This window comes from Psychrobacter sp. H27 (genome assembly GCF_059072655.1).
This window is the reverse complement of record NZ_JCACRX010000001.1, coordinates 2,968,180-2,986,381: the sequence shown is the minus strand read 5'-3', so window position 1 is coordinate 2,986,381 and position 18,202 is coordinate 2,968,180. Positions and strand designations below refer to the sequence as shown.

16 protein-coding genes are annotated in these 18,202 nt (G+C 43.9%); 9 read left to right on the top strand and 7 right to left on the bottom strand.

Features of this window, described 5'->3' with window-relative positions; genetic code table 11:
* Positions 1-221: 221 nt before the first annotated feature.
* The 5 genes from petA to AC5JPY_RS12325 all read left to right on the top strand — a co-directional run bounded on the left by petA (position 222) and on the right by AC5JPY_RS12325 (position 4,069).
* On the top strand, positions 222-806 hold the full coding sequence (petA, locus tag AC5JPY_RS12345; RefSeq protein WP_319050167.1) for a ubiquinol-cytochrome c reductase iron-sulfur subunit: 585 nt from the start codon (positions 222-224) through the stop codon (positions 804-806).
* Between the two features lie 22 nt (positions 807-828).
* Complete coding sequence (locus tag AC5JPY_RS12340; RefSeq protein ID WP_319050424.1) at positions 829-2,034, top strand: cytochrome b; 1,206 nt, start codon at positions 829-831, stop codon at positions 2,032-2,034.
* The gene (locus AC5JPY_RS12335) at positions 2,034-2,747 is read left to right on the top strand and encodes a cytochrome c1 (protein WP_493843461.1); all 714 of its coding nucleotides are present in this window, start codon (positions 2,034-2,036) and stop codon (positions 2,745-2,747) included. The genes AC5JPY_RS12340 and AC5JPY_RS12335 overlap by 1 nt, the downstream gene beginning before the upstream one ends.
* 195 nt (positions 2,748-2,942) lie before the next feature.
* Positions 2,943-3,557, top strand: a complete 615-nt coding sequence (locus tag AC5JPY_RS12330; protein ID WP_319050165.1) for a glutathione S-transferase N-terminal domain-containing protein — start codon at positions 2,943-2,945, stop codon at positions 3,555-3,557.
* Positions 3,558-3,631: 74 nt separating this feature from the next.
* Complete coding sequence (locus tag AC5JPY_RS12325; RefSeq protein ID WP_493843462.1) at positions 3,632-4,069, top strand: ClpXP protease specificity-enhancing factor; 438 nt, start codon at positions 3,632-3,634, stop codon at positions 4,067-4,069.
* A 120-nt stretch (positions 4,070-4,189) separates the two neighbouring features.
* On the opposite strand, the gene dcd is transcribed toward AC5JPY_RS12325, so the two are convergent.
* From dcd to AC5JPY_RS12295, 6 genes are all read right to left on the bottom strand, one after another.
* A complete protein-coding gene (gene dcd, locus AC5JPY_RS12320; protein ID WP_058024138.1) occupies positions 4,190-4,765 on the bottom strand; it encodes a dCTP deaminase in 576 nt (191 codons plus the stop codon).
* A gap of 134 nt (positions 4,766-4,899) precedes the next feature.
* Positions 4,900-6,123 (bottom strand): iron-sulfur cluster carrier protein ApbC, encoded by a 1,224-nt coding sequence (gene apbC, locus AC5JPY_RS12315; RefSeq protein ID WP_493843463.1) that lies wholly within the window; start codon positions 6,121-6,123, stop codon positions 4,900-4,902.
* A gap of 212 nt (positions 6,124-6,335) precedes the next feature.
* Positions 6,336-7,136: a 3-hydroxybutyrate dehydrogenase gene (locus AC5JPY_RS12310; protein ID WP_493843464.1), complete on the bottom strand. Its 801-nt coding sequence runs from the start codon at positions 7,134-7,136 to the stop codon at positions 6,336-6,338.
* A 155-nt stretch (positions 7,137-7,291) separates the two neighbouring features.
* Positions 7,292-7,921 (bottom strand): 3-oxoacid CoA-transferase subunit B, encoded by a 630-nt coding sequence (locus AC5JPY_RS12305; RefSeq protein ID WP_493843465.1) that lies wholly within the window; start codon positions 7,919-7,921, stop codon positions 7,292-7,294.
* Between the two features lie 139 nt (positions 7,922-8,060).
* A complete protein-coding gene (locus AC5JPY_RS12300) occupies positions 8,061-8,774 on the bottom strand; it encodes a CoA transferase subunit A (RefSeq protein WP_319050161.1) in 714 nt (237 codons plus the stop codon).
* Between the two features lie 218 nt (positions 8,775-8,992).
* Positions 8,993-10,333 carry a short-chain fatty acid transporter gene (locus AC5JPY_RS12295; protein ID WP_493852613.1) on the bottom strand — a complete coding sequence of 447 codons (1,341 nt, stop codon included), beginning with the start codon at positions 10,331-10,333 and terminating at the stop codon, positions 8,993-8,995.
* 431 nt (positions 10,334-10,764) lie between these two features.
* On the opposite strand from AC5JPY_RS12295, the gene AC5JPY_RS12290 reads away from it, so the two are divergent.
* Together AC5JPY_RS12290 and metG are read left to right on the top strand one after the other, a co-directional pair.
* Positions 10,765-12,180, top strand: coding sequence for a GntP family permease (locus AC5JPY_RS12290; protein WP_493852612.1), 1,416 nt, complete (start codon positions 10,765-10,767; stop codon positions 12,178-12,180).
* 330 nt (positions 12,181-12,510) lie between these two features.
* On the top strand, positions 12,511-14,613 hold the full coding sequence (gene metG, locus AC5JPY_RS12285; RefSeq protein ID WP_493852611.1) for a methionine--tRNA ligase: 2,103 nt from the start codon (positions 12,511-12,513) through the stop codon (positions 14,611-14,613).
* A 136-nt stretch (positions 14,614-14,749) separates the two neighbouring features.
* Here metG and AC5JPY_RS12280 read toward each other — a convergent pair whose 3' ends face one another.
* Entirely contained in the window at positions 14,750-15,139 is a 390-nt protein-coding gene (locus tag AC5JPY_RS12280) for a hypothetical protein (protein WP_493843469.1), read from the bottom strand.
* Between the two features lie 578 nt (positions 15,140-15,717).
* Between AC5JPY_RS12280 and AC5JPY_RS12275 the strand changes: the two genes are divergently transcribed.
* Positions 15,718-16,761, top strand: coding sequence for an ABC transporter substrate-binding protein (locus AC5JPY_RS12275; protein ID WP_319050156.1), 1,044 nt, complete (start codon positions 15,718-15,720; stop codon positions 16,759-16,761).
* 77 nt (positions 16,762-16,838) lie between these two features.
* Positions 16,839-17,879, top strand: coding sequence for an ABC transporter substrate-binding protein (locus AC5JPY_RS12270; RefSeq protein ID WP_493843470.1), 1,041 nt, complete (start codon positions 16,839-16,841; stop codon positions 17,877-17,879).
* Positions 17,880-18,202: the final 323 nt, after the last annotated feature.

Genomic DNA, 18,202 nt, shown 5'->3' with positions numbered 1-18,202 from the left:
TAATCCAGCTGTTTTGGTTTGATTGTCATATTCAACCTTATAATATGTCCTATCAAGGTTGCTTTATTTTTAACGCAATAATTTATTTTATCACCGAAATAGCTTAGAATAGCAACAATTAGCAAAATTAGGCACAGCTAAAGTGGCTTGATATTGTATATTTTCTAAGCCACAAACCCAGTGTGGGATAATCCCATTTCATTCACCTGGAGGAAGTATTAATGAGCCAAGCCGAAGGCGTTAATGTACAACGCCGTAGAGTTCTTATTGCCTCAACTGCCGCAATTGGTGCAGCTGGGGTAGCTGCCGTGGCGACACCTTTTGTCCGTTCTTGGTACCCAAGCGCTAAAGCTGAGGCTGCAGGGGCTGCAGTAACCCAAGATATTGGTTCTATCGAAGATGGACAAATGATCGTTGTCAAATATCGTGGTAAACCTATTTATGTGGTTAAACGCACAGAAGACATGGTCGCAGGACTAGAATCAGTCAAACCTTTATTATCTGATCCTGAGTCTGATGCGTCTCTACAGCCAGAATATTGCAAAAACCCTACTCGCTCTTTAGAACCAACCGTATTGGTTGTGGAAGGCGTTTGTACCCATTTAGGCTGTGCACCAAACTACCGTCCTGATGTGGGCGCGGTTGATTTAGGTGGTAATGATTGGTATGGCGGGTTTTTCTGTCCGTGCCACGGGTCAAAATATGACTTAGCAGGCCGCGTATACAGTGGCGTTCCTGCACCGCTTAATTTACCCGTTCCAGAATATGGTATGGATGGTACCATTTTGACGGTTGGGGAGGCTTAACATGAGTATAGGTAAAAAGTTAATGCACTGGGTGGACGCGCGTTTTCCGGCGACTGAAACCTATGAATACCATATGTCGAAGTACTACGCACCAAAGAACTTCAATTTCTGGTACTTCTTTGGCGTGCTATCGATGATTGTACTGGTCAACCAATTGGTGACTGGTATATGGCTGACGATGATGTACAACCCAAGTGCCGAAGGGGCATTTGCGTCTGTTGAATACATCATGCGTGACGTAAAAGGCGGTTGGCTCATTCGCTATATGCACTCAACTGGCGCCTCTGCGTTTTTCGTGGTTGTGTACCTGCATATGTTTAGAGCCTTGCTGTACGGTTCATATCAAAAACCTCGTGAGCTTATCTGGCTTATCGGTATGGGTATTTACCTAGCATTGATGGCTGAAGGTTTCTTCGGTTACCTACTACCGTGGGGCAACATGTCATTTTGGGGTGCACAGGTTATCTTGAACCTACCTGCAGCGCTACCAGTGATTGGTGACGGTCTTGCTGAATGGGTACGTGGTGACTATATCATCTCTGGTATCACCCTAAACCGCTTCTTCGCTCTACATGTTGTTGCTATTCCGCTAGTCCTAGTGGGCTTAGTATTTATGCACATTGTAGCGCTACACCATGTGGGTTCAAACAACCCTGATGGCATCGACATCAAGAAACTAAAAGACAAAAACGGTGTGCCACTGGACGGTATCGAATTCCATCCTTACTACACTGTGCATGACATGGTTGGTATCGTTGTATTCTTTATCTGCTTCTTTGCAGTGGTGTTCTTCTTCCCAGAAGGCGGCGGCTTCTTCCTTGAGCCACCAAACTTTGAAACGGCAAACTCACTGAAAACGCCAGCGCACATTGCACCAGTATGGTACTACACACCATTTTATGCCATCTTGCGTGCAGTTCCAGATAAGCTTGGCGGTGTGATTGCGATGGGTGCGGCTATTGCGGTATTGTTCTTAATGCCTTGGCTAGATAGATCTCCTGTTCGCTCAATGCGCTACAAAGGTATCTTGTCTAAGATTGCCCTGACTATCTTTGCTATTAGCTTTGTTGTATTGGGTTACTTGGGTGCGACACCTGCAACGCCAACAGCAACGTTGATGTCTCGTATATTCACGGTTCTATATTTCTTGTTTTTCTTACTGATGCCGTTCTACACTGCTATCGAGAAGTGTAAACAGCCACCAGAACGCGTCACCGGAGGTCACTAATGAACACGCTAATTAAATCCCTAGCTGGTCTAGGCTTAGGCGCGGCATTGACCTTAACTGCTGGTACTGCCCAAGCAGCTGGTGGTGGATGTGGTACGTTCACCAATGCTGAAGGTGTTGACGAGCAATTGGCCTGTAGCACTGCCCCTATTGATTTTACTAATAAGGGCTCGTTACAGAACGGTGCAAAGATCTTTATGAACTACTGCGCTGGGTGTCACTCAGCAAAGTATGTTCGTCATTCGCGCATTGCCAAAGATTTAGAGATACCACCTGAGTTGGTCGAAAAATATCTGATGGTTACCACTGATCAAATCGGTGACCATATCGATGCTGAGATCGATCCTGAAGTTCAAGCGTCTTGGTTTGGTGCTGCACCTCCCGATCTGTCACTTGAGACGCGCTTGCGCGGTGATGACTGGGTATACACATACCTACTATCGTTCTATGAAGATCCAAGTCGTCCTTGGGGTGCTAATAACTTAGTACTGGCAAATGCTGCTATGCCTCATGTATTGCACAATATGCAAGAAGAGCTAAGCCAAGAAGAGTTTGAATCTGAAGTTGGTGACTTGGTCAACTTTATGGCATGGATGGGTGAGCCTGCTCGTCATGATCGTCAAGTCATCGGTTTCTTTGTGATTTTATTCTTATTAGTGTTGCTCATCCCAGTATACTTATTGAATAAAGAATTCTGGAAAGACGTCAAATAAGTCATTATTGATAGATATTTCTTAGAAATGAAAAAGGCACTACTTCGGTAGTGCTTTTTTATGCTTTGGTATTAAGTCCAAATGCCAGATAAGCTGAAAAACAAGCCTCTCAGGGGCAATGTTTACGTACACTACCTTGATAAACAGAGCGAGTTTGTTTACGATGACAGCCTTCACTCTTAACATTAGGCTTTCATGATTGATGCGAATGACATTCCAAGTAGTCAGCTAATTCTGTATGCTGATGACGGCTACGACAGTCATGTGGTACGCCTGTTACTTGAAGAAAAAAAGCTCGCTTATTACTTGTCTCGTCTGCATTCTGAGCGCCCTGAAGATTTGACTGAGCTTAACCCTTATCATACCTTGCCTGTATTACAGCAGCGTGAGATCGCTCTTTATGAAACCAACGTGATCTTTGAATATCTTGAAGAGCGTTATCATACTAATAAACTGCTCCCTGACACGCCGCAAGAGCGTGCACAGTTTCGTCAGCTGGCTTGGCGCATTCAACGTGATTGGCTAGTACTTGGCAAGCGCTTATTGACACATCCAGATAGCTTTAATAAAGCGCAAGCTGGTGCTGCCAAAAAGCAACTGAGCGATTCTTTGATTACTTTATCGCCTTTGTTTGCTCATAAGCCTTATTTTATGGCTGATGAGTTTGGCTGGTGTGATGTACTGTTGGCACCGTTGTTATGGCGATTGGATGAGATGGGTATCGAGTTGCCGCGTGCGATCAGCCGTCCATTGTTCGAGTACCAAACGAGAGTCTTTGAACGTAGTAGCTTTCAGAAAAGTGTTAAATAGCATTTGTCATTTGATACATGACGAAAAAACATATTTTTCAATTCTTAAAAATCATTAGTATAGGAAATCATTAGATGAGCGAAACCACCTCTATCACACCGACCCGTCCTTATATGGTACGCGCATTGTATCAATGGATAGAAGACAACGCTTTGACGCCTTATTTGATGGTAGATGCCACTGCCGATAATGTTCAGATACCCACAGAGCATGTACAGGACGGTCGCATCGTACTCAACATTGCCAGTCGTGCGACAGGTAATATGAGTATGGAAAATGATTACATACACTTTAGCGCCCGTTTTGGCGGCGTTTCGCAAGAGATTTGGGTACCACTCACTGCAGTAATGGGTATATACGCCAAAGAAAACTCACAGGGAATGTTTTTTGATCCTAAAGAGTATGATGACTATGTACCAGAAGATGACTCAATGCCAAAAGCCAGCCAAAGCCCTACAAAAGCACCAAAACCAAAGCGTGATAATAAAGCAGGTCTAAAAGTATTGAAGTAGTTGGAACACCATATCTATTCTTTTTGACATAAAAAAAGCCAGCCATAATTAATATGACTGGCTTTTTTGTTACCTATTTAAAGGCTTAGGCTCTTAATATGATGAATAGAAGCTGACTGTCTAGGTTCTTGGCAGTGTCACGCCACGCTGACCTTGGTATTTACCGCCACGGTCTTTATAACTGGTCTCGCAGACGTCATCAGCATCGCTTTGGAAGAACAGCATCTGCGCCACCCCTTCACCGGCATAAATGCGGGCTGGAAGGTTGGTCGTATTACTAAATTCTAGCGTTACATGTCCTTCCCATTCAGGCTCAAGCGGCGTTACATTGACGATAATACCGCAGCGTGCATACGTTGATTTACCAAGGCAGATAGTCAGTACATCACGCGGAATACGGAAATATTCCATCGTGCGCGCTAACGCAAATGAGTTTGGTGGAATGATACACTCGTCACCAACGATATCGATAAAGCTTTTATCATCGAAGTTTTTAGGATCAACGACCACTGAATGCACGTTGGTAAAAACTTTGAACTCAGGAGCACAGCGCACATCATAACCGTAGCTTGAGGTGCCGTAGCTAACCAAACGCTCGCCTGCATCATTAAAGCGCACTTGACCTGGCTCGTACGGTTCAATCATGCCGTGCTCTTCGGCCATTTTACGAATCCAGCGGTCAGACTTAATAGACATTGTTGTTCCTTAGCAAATATTTAATAGCGACGATTATACGGAATTGACAGCTAGATTTATAGCGTGATGGCTGCTTTATCCTATATTGGTTTTAAACTGACTAAGTAACCAACACCCTATCTTATTATTACCTACTAGAAAATTCGCTTATCATCGACAGGTTTTGCAAATTTATTGATATTGGTTTCGATGTTTTTGGCGATGTTCAAATAATAAGTCGCAAACTCATCATTAGCCAATACGCTTGGCTCGCCTTTATCTACTTGTGCACGGATACCACTGGCAAGCGGTAATTGACCCAATAATGGCACATGGTACTGCTCAGCGATAAACTCACCGCCGCCAATACCAAAGATCGCTTCGGTATGATTGCAATTACTACAGGTATGTAGTGCCATGTTCTCAACCACTCCTAGCACAGGTATGTTGGTTTTGTTAAACATCTCCACACCTTTTTGTGCATCTAGTAATGCAACATGCTGCGGTGTTGTCACAATCACTGCTCCCGTGACTGGGATACGCTGTGCCAATGTCAGCTGTATATCGCCTGTACCTGGTGGCATGTCAATCACCAAGTAATCTAGCTGTGGCCAGTTGGTTTGATTATACAGCTGCATCAGTGCGCCTGTGGCTTTTGGTCCACGCCATGCAACAGGCGTGCTGTCTCCATCGAGCAGACTGCCAATAGAAAGCATAGCCATGCCATGCGCATCGACTGGCACAAATTGCTCGTTCTCTAGCTGCGGCTTTACATCAGCGACGCCCAGCATCGTTGGCATACTAGGGCCATAAATATCCGCATCGAGCACACCCACGCGATTGCCGAGCTTTTGTAGTGCTAGTGCGATATTGACCGTTGTCGTTGATTTACCAACGCCGCCCTTACCTGATGCCACAACGATAATATGGCGAATACGAGGGTGCGCGGCCAATGAGGCTTGGGTAGGTGCAGCCTTAGTGATCGGCGGCTCAGCATTGTTAGCATTACTATTAGCATTAGACGTCGGCTTGGACTGTGATTCCATCGCGTTCGTTGTCTTCGGCATTTGCTTTGGCAAGCTTGAGCCTGCCCCTTTTTCTGGCGCGGGTAGACGCACATTCATATGAATCGTAGTAATACCGTGCGGATGTAACAGTTGTCCAAGCTCCTGCTGAATAGCTTCAGGGTTGCTGTCTTGCGGTAGACGCAAGTCTAAGGTGAGTGCTTCGCCATCACGCTCAAGCCCTGTAACCATCGTTGCGATACTGACGGTGCCTATCTCATATCCTAGTAGGACTTTGTCAACGGCGCTATCACGCTCTGCCTGCTGCTCAGGCGTTTCAGTTTTTGTGGGTTTTTTCTTCATAAAATTAAACATAGCTATTATTGTTGCCTATAAAAGTGGGTGGGCTTAGTGAACGGCTTATCTTATATCTTAGCGCATCTGTTGATGCGATAGCGTCGATGAGCATTTCACCAAACCTTTTACCGTGACAGTGTAGCTGAATTGGACGCATAAAAAAACCACAACGCCAGTAGGTCTGACGCTGTGGTATACAAGAGTCATATTGCTACAACTCGATATCAATCCTAGTTCATAAACCAGCCATGGCTGGCAACGATAGACTGCCCTGTAAATACATTGGTTGGGAAAGCCGCTAAAAACAGCGCCAGCTGAGCAATATCTTCGACTGTCGTGAACTCTTTATCGACGGTATTCACCAGCATGATATCGTTGATGACCGACTCTTCACTGATGCCCTTTTCGGCAGCCTGCTCTGGAATTTGTTTTTCGACCAAAGGTGTTTTAACGAACCCTGGGCAAATCACATGCGAGCGTACTTTGTGCGTGGCGCCTTCTTTAGCCAAAACGCGGCACAGACCCAGCAGTCCGTGTTTGGCAGTCACGTAAGGGGCTTTATATAATGAAGCCTCATGCGAATGAGCAGAGCCCATATAAATGACGGTGCCCCCTTTATCAGCTTTATACATATGCTGAATTGCGGCTTTGGTGGTCAAAAATGCGCCATCTAAATGAATATCGAGCATTTTTTTCCAATCGCTAAATGCCATTTTATCGATAGGATCAATAATCTGAATACCAGCATTAGAGACCAAGATATCAATACCACCAAAAGCATCGACCAGCTTTTGTACACCGTCGTTTACTGCCTGCTCTGACGTCACATCCATAGCAATCGCAAGCGCGCGGCCACCAGTAGCTTCGATAGCATCAACGGTTTTTTGTGCTGCTTCAAGATTGATATCGGCAATACCAACAGCTGCACCTGCCTGAGCATAAGTCTCAGCGATATCACGGCCGATACCACTTGCAGAGCCTGTGACTAACGCTACTTTACCTGTCAAATCTTGTTGTAATTGGGTCGCCATATATATTCCTTATCATGGTCTAACATATTATTTGAATACTATAAAAACAGAGCTGAATAAATACGCCACTATAATCATAGTGGCGTATTTATTTAGTAGTAAAGCTCATTTATTTAAAACAGTTGCATTGCTATAAAGAGCTTACCGTGCAATGCTTACTGGATAATGTTTACTGGCGTTTTTTCTTGTAATTCCTCAAAGCTCACACCGTCTGCCAACTCTACCAGCTTCAGCCCGCTATCCGTGACATCTAATACGGCAAGCTCAGTAATGATGCGATCAACCACGCCTTTACCGGTTAATGGTAGTTCACAGTTGGCTAAAATTTTAGGGTCACCGTGCTTGTTGACTTGCTCCATCAATACGATGACACGCTGTACGCCTGCGACCAAATCCATCGCCCCGCCCATACCTTTGACCATTTTTTTGGGGATCATCCAGTTGGCAAGATCGCCTTTTTCTGAGACTTCCATAGCGCCCAATATAGCCAAATTGACATGACCACCACGAATCATTGAAAAAGACTCTGAACTACTAAAATAACTGGCACCTGCTTCTGCGGTGACCGTTTGCTTACCGGCGTTAATCAAGTCCGCATCGACGTTCTGTTCTGTAGGGAACTCACCAATACCTAATAAGCCATTCTCTGACTGTAGCCACACATCAACGCCTTCAGGGATATAGTTGGCAACTAACGTTGGTAGACCAATTCCCAAGTTCACATAGTAGCCATCTTGTAGCTCTTGTGAAGCGCGCTGCGCCATTTGTTCTCTTGTCCATGCCATGTCGATTTCCTTATTTTTGCAATATTCGATTGTTATTATTTAGACAGCCAGTTATTTAATCGATAAGCTGTATGAACTATGATTCATTTAAAACTGACTATCAATGTTATATACGATTAAGCTTCGATCGTTTTTCTATCTACGCACCTTCTACCGCTTTAGTCGTGGTTTTTTCGATACGTTTTTCAGGATTAGCATTCAGCACAATACGCTGAACGAAAATACCTGGCAGATGCACTTCATCTGGATCAAATGTACCTGTTTCGACGATTTCTTCTACTTCGACGATGGTGACTTTGCCAGCCATCGCACAGTCTGGGTTGAAGTTACGAGCGGTTTTGTTAAATATCAAATTACCCGCTTTATCAGCTTTTTGCGCTTTTATAAGTGCAACATCAGCGCGTAAGGTATGCTCGAGCACGTAAGTGCGACCATCAAAATCGCGCGTCTCTTTGCCTTCAGCAACTAGTGTGCCTACGCCAGTTGCAGTATAAAAAGCAGGAATGCCAGCACCACCTGAACGCAGCTTTTCAGCCAATGTGCCTTGCGGCGTCAGCTCAACTTCTAACTCGCCTGCCAAATACTGACGCTCAAACTCTTTGTTTTCACCCACATATGATGAGATCATTTTTTTGATTTGACGCGTTTGTAGCAGCAGACCAAGACCGAAGTCATCGACACCAGCGTTATTACTGATACAGGTCAGTTCTTTAACTTTGCTATCACGTAATGCTTCGATTAATGCCTCTGGAATACCGCACAGACCAAAACCGCCGATAGCAAGCGTTTGTCCGTCACTGACGACATCTTTTAGCGCCTCTTCAGCACTGCTATATACTTTTGATTGACTCATGCTAGTCTCCTATAATTATCGTTTATATTTTTAATTCTTGCGCAAACTAATGCTGAATTAAGTGTTTCAATTATCCATTTGAGTGATGCTCTTGGCAAAAACCAACAGCGAAAATGAATCATGCTTTTTTCTTTTGAGCGTTATAACGTTATACAGTCGATTCCATTTAAAAATAGTATAAGCGAGGTTAACGCCGTATTACTTTTATAGTGGAGTGGCTATACCACTAGCCAAAATACACCCATGATAATGGCTCCAGATACGGCAAGTACGATCAAGCAATAGCCCATAATGGCTCGCGCATCCAGACCTGCAATACCGAGTAACGGTAAGGCCCAAAAAGGTTGAATCATATTGGTCCATGCATCACCCCATGCTACGGCCATTGCTGTAACGGCTGGACTCACACCCAGCTCAATACCGGCAGGTATCATGACAGGTCCCTGTACCGCAAACTGCCCACCACCCGATGGTACAAAAACGTTAACCAATCCAGCACTCAAAAATGCAAAAATCGGAAAGCTGTCTGCAGAGGCGGAGTTGACAAAAAACTGGGTCACTTGGGTACTAATAGAGATGCCATCAGCGTTTGCGCCCGTCATAATGCCCATGATACCGCCATAAAACGGGAACAATAACACAATACCGGTGATACCACCTATCCCTGAATTGACGGCACGATAATAACGCTCTAGTGTCCCATGCGACAGCAGACCTATGAACAAGAATAGACCGATGACAATGTTTAGTCCTAGATTAAAACCATTGGTACCAAACTCGCTAATGTAATACATCAATGCCAAGGTTAATAATACCACCGCGATAATACGGCTATCATCTAGCTTTTGCGCAGGCGTGTCTCTTTGCGGCGCGACATACACTTCTTCCTTGATGAGCTTAGGATCAATAACCGTAGGATTCTTTGGATGCATAAAGCGGTTTAGAATTGGCAGAATAACGATAAGCAGACCCACGATCAGCAAATTATAGCCAGCAAAAACAGTCTCCGATAACGGTACTGCCTCCGTCATAGTATTGCCTGACAATGTCAGCAAAGTATCACCACCAGAGCTAAGCGTTAGAGGTATCGACCCTGAAAAACCCCCATGCCAAATCACAAATCCTGAGTAGGCAGCAGCGACGAGCAAAGGATAATCAACGTTGGCGACTTTTTTTGCTAGTGCTTTGGCAAAAATAGCACCAATAATCAGACCAAACCCCCAGTTTATCCATGAACCCACCAATCCGACCAAGGTCGATACCATAATGGCAGTCGTAGGAGAATGGACTCTGCTGGCTAAATTATCCAATAAACGCTGAATGAATGGCGCACTGGCAAACGCATAACCTGTCACTAAAATAAGCGCCATTTGCATCGCAAAGCTATGTAACGACCAAAGCCCATTACCCCAGTGTCCTGCCATCGCGATCATGTCTTGACCAGTAATCGCAAGACCGACAGCAAAGGCAATGAGTGTCAACACAATAGAGAAGACAAATGGAGATGGCAGGTAGCGATTGACTAACTGCACGCTCATGTTGGTAATGGCACTAAACATATTCACATTCCTTGTAAATTTGATGTTTGGTTCTGAGGATGACTACTGCTTATTTTTAACGCTTACTTTGCGTAACTATCAGACTCAAGCTCACTTACTGCGCTCTGCATCTGATAAGTAGCAAACATTATATTTTATCGTATTTTTTATAATAATACATTCTATATCGCTATATCATGCATGAAACAGTTGTGCTAACTTAACATATTATTTTCGTAGCGACTAGAAAATAACACCAAAAGCACGCGAGTCAATGCAATGCGCTATATAGATCGACAGAATAGCTGTTATTAATTAAGTGATAATCTGGATTTATGTTTGATAAAACAGACGAAATAGGCTTATTTTGATTAATTTTATTGACCTATAACGATAAGAACGGCATACTCGCTGCCTTATTTTTTTGCCAATTTTGCCAAGGAGGGCCAGTCATGTTTAGTACGCTTGCTATTGTCATTACCCTATTATTACTCATGTTTTTTGCATATCGCGGTTATTCAGTGCTTATCCTCGCACCGATTATGGCGACACTAGCAGTCTTACTATCAGGTGATTTCTTAAGTACCATCCCCGCCTATACCGACATCTTTATGGGCGCACTCAGTGGATTCTTACTCAAATTCTTCCCTATATTTCTGCTGGGCGCACTGTTTGGGCGTTTGATGGCAGACTCTGGTGCAGCAACCGCCATTGCCAATACGGTTGTCGAAAAGCTCGGTGCAAGTAAAGCCATACTCGCTGTGATTTTGGTCTGTGCCATCTTGACCTATGGCGGTGTATCGTTGTTTGTTGTGGCTTTTGCTATCTATCCAATCGCCAAAGACCTATTTAAAGCCGCAGACATTCCAAAGCGTTTGATTCCAGCAGCCATCGCTCTAGGGTCATTTACCTTTACGATGACTGCACTGCCAGGCACACCAGCGATTCAGAATGCTATTCCTATCCCTTACTACAATACCAACGTCTTTGCTGCCCCTATTTTGGGTATTATTGGTGGTACGATCATGTTCATCGGTGGGTGGATGTGGCTACAAACGCGCGCCAAAAAAGCCAATGCAGCAGGCGAAGGTTATGGTCAGCATGATGAAGAGGATGTAGGTGGTATAGGTGCAGCTGAGAAAGAAGCTGAGGTATTAAACACTCATCAAACCTCATTCACTGTTGCTATGATTCCACTCGTATTGGTTATTGGCTTGAACGCTTTATTGACCTATGTGATTTTTCCAACGATAGATTTTGGTAGTCTGCAAACTCAGTTTCCGGACTTAAATGTCGCAGGATCGCTTGGGCTGTGGTCGATTATCATCTCATTAGTTGTGGCTTGTGTGGTGTTAATTTTGCTTCGTATCGGACATTGGAATAACCTACAAAAAACCATCAACCGCGGTACTTATGATTCTATGCTGCCTATTTTTAACACTGCATCAGAAGTCGGTTACGGGGCAGTTATCGCGTCACTAGCTGGTTTTCTTCTTATCCGTGATAGCATCCTGAACCTAAACCCTAACAACCCTTTGATATCAGAAGCAGTCGCTATGACCACGCTGGCTGGTATCACAGGATCATCGTCTGGTGGTTTGAGTATTGCGCTATCGACGTTGGGCGAAGACTATCTCAGAATGGCTGTCAATGCGGGTATCGACCCTGAACTCATGCACCGTGTTGCCGTTATGGCGGCGGGTGGTCTTGATACGCTGCCGCACAGTGGTGCTGTCATTACGCTATTGGCTATCTGTGGTCTCACCCACAAGCAGTCTTATCTAAACTTGGCAATGGTCACCATGGTCATTCCATTGGTCGCTGTGGTTGCTGTGATCACGCTAGGTACAATGTTTGGTTCATTCTAGGACAGTCTAGTTGCAAGTTGATATGTGCTCCTAGTGTTCAAGCGCATCGCATCACAAATAAAACCCACTTAGCTCAATGCTTGGTGGGTTTTTTGTGGCAGCACACCGTCTATAAACACAGTGAAAATCGACTGTCTACAACTCGTAAATAGCTGGTAAATGAGAAGTAATTACTAAGGAATATCACAAAATTATCTGAATTACGGTATCATAGGCACACTTTTTTAATTTTTATTATTTTTAGAAGTTTTTAGTATGAATAACATCGCATCGATGAGTGATGAATCACTTGAGATGTTCGATAACCAATCCGTTTATATAAAAGTATAGGTGACAAAAGTGCGTGAGATTCTAGTAACCAGTGCGCTGCCCTACGCCAATGGCTATATCCATTTGGGGCATCTTGTAGAATATATTCAGACTGACATTTGGGTGCGTGCGATGAAAGCGCAAGGCCATCAGGTCACCTATGTCTGCGCGGATGATGCACACGGTACGGCAATCATGCTAAAGGCAGAAGCCAATGGCGTAACGGCCGAGGCGCAAATTGCCTCAGTTAAAGCCTCACATGAAGCAGATTTTTCAAAGTTTCTAATCGATTTTGACAACTATCACACCACCCATTCAGAAGAAAACAAAGAATTCTCTGAGCTAATTTATCGTCGCCTCAATGACGCAGGTCATATCAGTACCAAAGATGTCGAGCAGCTGTTTGATCCTGAAAAGCAATTGTTTCTAGCGGATCGCTTTGTCAAAGGTATTTGTCCTGAGTGCGACTCACCAGATCAGTATGGCGATAACTGCGAAGTCTGCGGTACGACTTATGATGCTACTGAGCTAAAAGATCCCTACTCAACCTTGTCTGATGCAACGCCTGTCCTCAAAACCTCCAAGCACTACTTCTTTGATTTGCCAGAATTTGAGCAGTTCTTGCAGGACTGGACACGCAGTGACAATCGCCTGCAAACCTCAGTCGCTAACAAACTCCAAGAATGGTTTGATGCCGGACTTGCCAGCTGGGACATCTCACGTGATGCGCCCTATTTTGGTTTTCAAATTCCAGATACGCCAAGCGATGAGCCAGACAAATACTTTTATGTATGGCTAGATGCGCCAGTTGGCTACATGGCAAGCTTCAAGAACTTGTGTGACAAGCGCGCAGGCACGGACCAAGCGCTTGATTTTGACCGTTACTGGGCACAAGAAAACGAGCACAAAACCGAAGTCTATCACTTCATTGGTAAAGACATCGTTTACTTCCATGCTCTGTTTTGGCCAGCGATGCTAGCGGGTAGCGAATTGCGTACACCAACTGGTGTCTTTGCCCATGGCTTCTTGATGGTCAATGGCGAAAAAATGAGTAAGTCACGCGGTACTTTTATTAAGGCCGAAACTTATGCTGAGCACTTACATCCTGAATATCTGCGTTATTATTTCGCCAGCAAACTGTCTGACAAAGTTGAAGATATCAACTTAGATCTAGAAGACTTTATGCAAAAGGTCAACTCTGACTTGGTGGGTAAAGTCGTCAATATCGCCAGTCGTAGCGCCGGGTTCTTGGTTAAAAAATACGATGGTATGCTGTCAGAGGTTTGCGTCGAGTCAGCGCTATTAGAAGACATCACCAAAACAGGCGATGAAATTGCCGCTGCTTACGAGAATCGTGAATTCTCACGTGCAATGCGTCTCATCATGCAATGTGCGGACAAAGCTAACGAATATATCGATGCCAAAAAACCATGGTCGCTAGCGAAGCAGGAAGGTACTGAACAAGAAGTTCAAGATGTGTGCTCGGTTGCTATTAATATCTTCCGTCAATTGATGGTCTATCTGGCGCCAGTATTGCCTGAGCTGACTAATAATGCTAAAGAGTTTTTGAACATTGATGATTTAAGCTTTGCCAGTCGTAATGAATGGTTATTAGGTCATAAAATCAATAAGTTCAAACCATTGATGCAGCGTATCGAAGAAAAAGATATCGAAGCCATGGTAGAAGACTCCAAAGCATCGTTAACTCAAGCCGACGCACCTGCCGCAACTGAAAGTAGCAAGTCTGCCGCAAAAGATAAAGCATCTGCAACAGATGCTGATGCTGAGCAAACGGACTACATTGGCATCGAAGACTTCGCCAAAGTCGAGATGAAAGTAGCACACGTCTTAGAGTGCAGTCATGTAGAAGGCGCAGACAAGTTACTACAGTTCACGCTAGACGTCGGTGAAGACAAGCCACGTAACGTATTCAGTGGTATTCGCAAGTTTTATGAGCCTGAGCAATTGACGGGTAAGAAAGTCATTTGCGTGACCAACCTTGCCCCGCGTAAAATGAAATTTGGCATATCAGAAGGCATGGTGCTATCAACGGGTAATCCAAAAACCCAGCTAACGGTCGTTACGCTACCTGATAACTGTGTCATTGGTGATGTCCTCGCATAAAAATGTTGGCTTCACTAATGATGTAAGTAATCATTAAAGAACAAAAAAAACGGTCTATTTAGACCGTTTTTTTGTGGCTTACTTAAAAAGACTAGAGATTGTTGTTATCTATGTAAGATACTATCTACTTGAAATCTTATCTACTTAAAATATCGATGATCTGCAACGTGTCATTGATTACGGTCACAATATTATTATCTGGCGTACGGATACGAACGTAGCGATCATCATAACGATCTAAAATGACAGAACGATCATAATCTCTTCTATCAATCTTGCCGACTACTCTATAACCGTACTTATCAAGATCACGCTTGAACGAAGCGTTTGGGCTCGCATTACGATAAGCGTTAATATTAGGCTGGGCATTACCGTTTTGTTTATAACCTTTACTACTATAAGTAGATTTGCCTTTGGCATTACCGTTACCATTGCCATTGTTATCTTTTGCCATAGCAGGTAGGCAAACTAAAGAAGTGGCCGTAATACCAGCGATAGTTAATAGCTTGAGATTAGCGATATTCATCATGTCATCCTTAAAATAGTTATTTGAAAAATTAGTAGGTAAGCAGTAGAGCGCATCACATATCTATTATTTCATTACAATGATGATTTGAATGTTATATGCATTAGCGCATTAGCATTACCGTATTAAAATGAGCTTACATTAACAATGAAGCGGGTACGTGATAGATAGGTTGCGCGCATGTAAGTTTTTTATTATCATTTTTTTGAGTATAAAGTTCAGTCAAAAGGTATTACTTTATGATGACCTCTCTAAAATAAGCCTTTACGCTGCTCGTCAACGTGTTTACCTATTACTCCTATGACGAATGCGCTTTAATTTTTTATTGCGATAACTTACATTGCTGTCATAATATAAACATAATAATCGATGGAACGATTACTGTATTTAATGGTTAGCCGGCTATCTTGTTATCGACGTAGCATTGACTCGACTAATCTGCATTCTCCAATATCCTTTTTCAACAATCAAAAAAAGAGCCTGACAGATGGTTTGAGCACTACTACAAGTAGTCACGACCACTCTGATAGCACTCATTTGACTTTTGTGATTGATATAACCTATGAGTTAATCTAATAATGACTATTGCTTCTACTCTACGCTTGAGCCTATATGGCGTTGCTCTTAGTGCTGTTAGCACACTTAGCCTCATCGGCTGCTCAAACTCCTCTACTGATACTGCAGCGACAACTGAAAATAGTAGCGCTACAGACAAACCCGCCAAATCCATTGCCATTACCCAAATTGTTGAGCACCCCTCATTAGATGATATGCGCCGCGGTATTATTGATGAATTGGCAGATAATGGTTATGTCGAAGGTCAAAACCTAACGGTTAATTTTCAAAGTGCGCAAGGTAATACAGCGACAGCCGGACAGATTGCCAAGCAGTTTGCAGGAGACAATCCAGATGCCATCGTGGCAATCTCTACACCATCAGCTCAGTCGATTGTAGCGGCGACCACCACGATTCCTATTATCTATACCGCGGTATCAGACCCACTAGGTGCCAAGCTCATCACCGAAGATGGCAAGCCTTTTCAAAGCAATTTGACCGGACTATCAAGTCAGCTCCCGCTAGAGCCGCAGTTAGATTTGTTGCAGCAGATAAAGCCTGACCTAAAAACGATAGGCTATGTCTACAGTCCAGGCGAAGCCAATTCAGTATCATTGCGAGAGAGTCTCAAACAAGCCTTGCCAGCACGAGGTCTGTCGTTATTAGATATTCCTGCCAACCGCCCAACCGATATCGGTATGGCAACACGTAGTTTGCAGGGACGTGCAGATATTATTTATACCTCATTTGACAACAACGTTGCATCTGCCTTTGAAGCAATGACGCAAGCAGCAAATGAGCTAAAGCTACCGATTATCGCATCTGATGAATTCAGTGTGAAACGCGGCGCCACCGCTGCTTTGGGTGTCAACGATTATGACTTTGGACGTACCACAGGCAAAATGGTATATCGTGTATTAAACGGTGAAGCCGTCAATACTATCGAACCTGAAGTCATGAACGATCTGACCTTGTATGTCAGTCCTAAGCACGCTAAAACACAAGGTGCCAACTTGCCGGCAGACTTGTTAAAAAATGCCATCAATGTTGATACTGATACCAAATAAAAAGTATTCAGCTATCCATTAGCACATTCATTATTTATATAGTGTATGGACACACTATTATTTTAGGAGTAAAACCCATGTTGTCTCAAAATCGTTTTGGTCGTTTTAATTTTGGCAAAGCTATCTTATTAGGCGGCGTCTGCACCGCTATCTTGACAGGCTGTAATCAGTCACCCACAGATGATCCAGATACTATTGATGGTGCAGTAGGCGGTGATACGGTAGCGATGAAGACAGTCGCTATCACTGCTATCGTCGAACACCCAGCGCTTGATGATGTGCGTAAAGGGGTCATTGATGAACTGAACGAAGCAGGATTCAAGGACGGCGAAAACCTAACGGTTAACTTCCAAAGCGCGCAGGGTAATACGGCGACTGCAGGACAGATTGCCAAGCAATTCGTCGCTGATGCACCAGATGTTATCGTTGCCATCGCCACACCATCTGCACAGTCTGTTGCCGCTTCTACTAGCAGCATTCCACTAGTATTCTCTGCTGTGACTGACCCAGTAGCGGCCAAGCTCGTACCTACTCTAGATGGTTCTGGTACCAATGTCACAGGCGCATCAGACGCCCTACCATATGAGCCACAAATCGAGTTAATGCGTCAAATCATTCCAGAGTTAAAGAACGTCGGTTATGTCTATAGCCCAGGCGAGGTCAACTCGACTATTATCCTAAAGAACCTAAAAGAGAAACTAACGCCGCTAGGTATCAATGTACTCGAAGCGCCAGCACAGCGTAGTAATGATATTGCGATGGCAGCCCGTAGTCTTGAAGGCAAGGTCGATATGATCTATACGTCGACTGATAACAACGTGGTATCTGCGTACGAGTCACTCTATCAAATCGCAAGAGAAAGCAAAATCCCGCTTATCGCATCGGATACCAGCTCGGTTGAGCGCGGTGCAGTTGCAGCATTAGGCGTGGACTACTATGAGCTTGGCCGTGAAACGGGCAAAATCGTCGTGCGTATCCTGAACGGTGAAAAAGCAGGCGCTATCCCTGTTTATACCCCGCAAGCGCTTAATCTATATGTCAGCCCAAAACATGCCAAAGAAGAAGGCATTACTTTGTCACAAGCGGTTATCGATAAAGCAAAAGAAGTGGTAGAATAACGCACCTTTATATTTGGCTCAGAGTAGCAGCCGTTATAAGATAGCCGTAACGCTTATTAATTGATCGTCTATCTTATGCTTCGATGTTAAATGTTAGACAAGAAACCCAGCTATGAATCAGTAGGCTGGGCTTCTTGTTTCAGTAACGCCTATTTCAATAAGCTTGTTTCGTATATTGCGGTATTTAGCTTGTGGCTTATCTGGTACTTGTTGCGTAAAATACACTTTACCTCATCGAATATTGCTGTTGCTTGAATCAGAGCTTTAAACCAAGGTAACTTATGATCGTTATTAATCGTGACCTGTTTTGGTTTACCCTAACC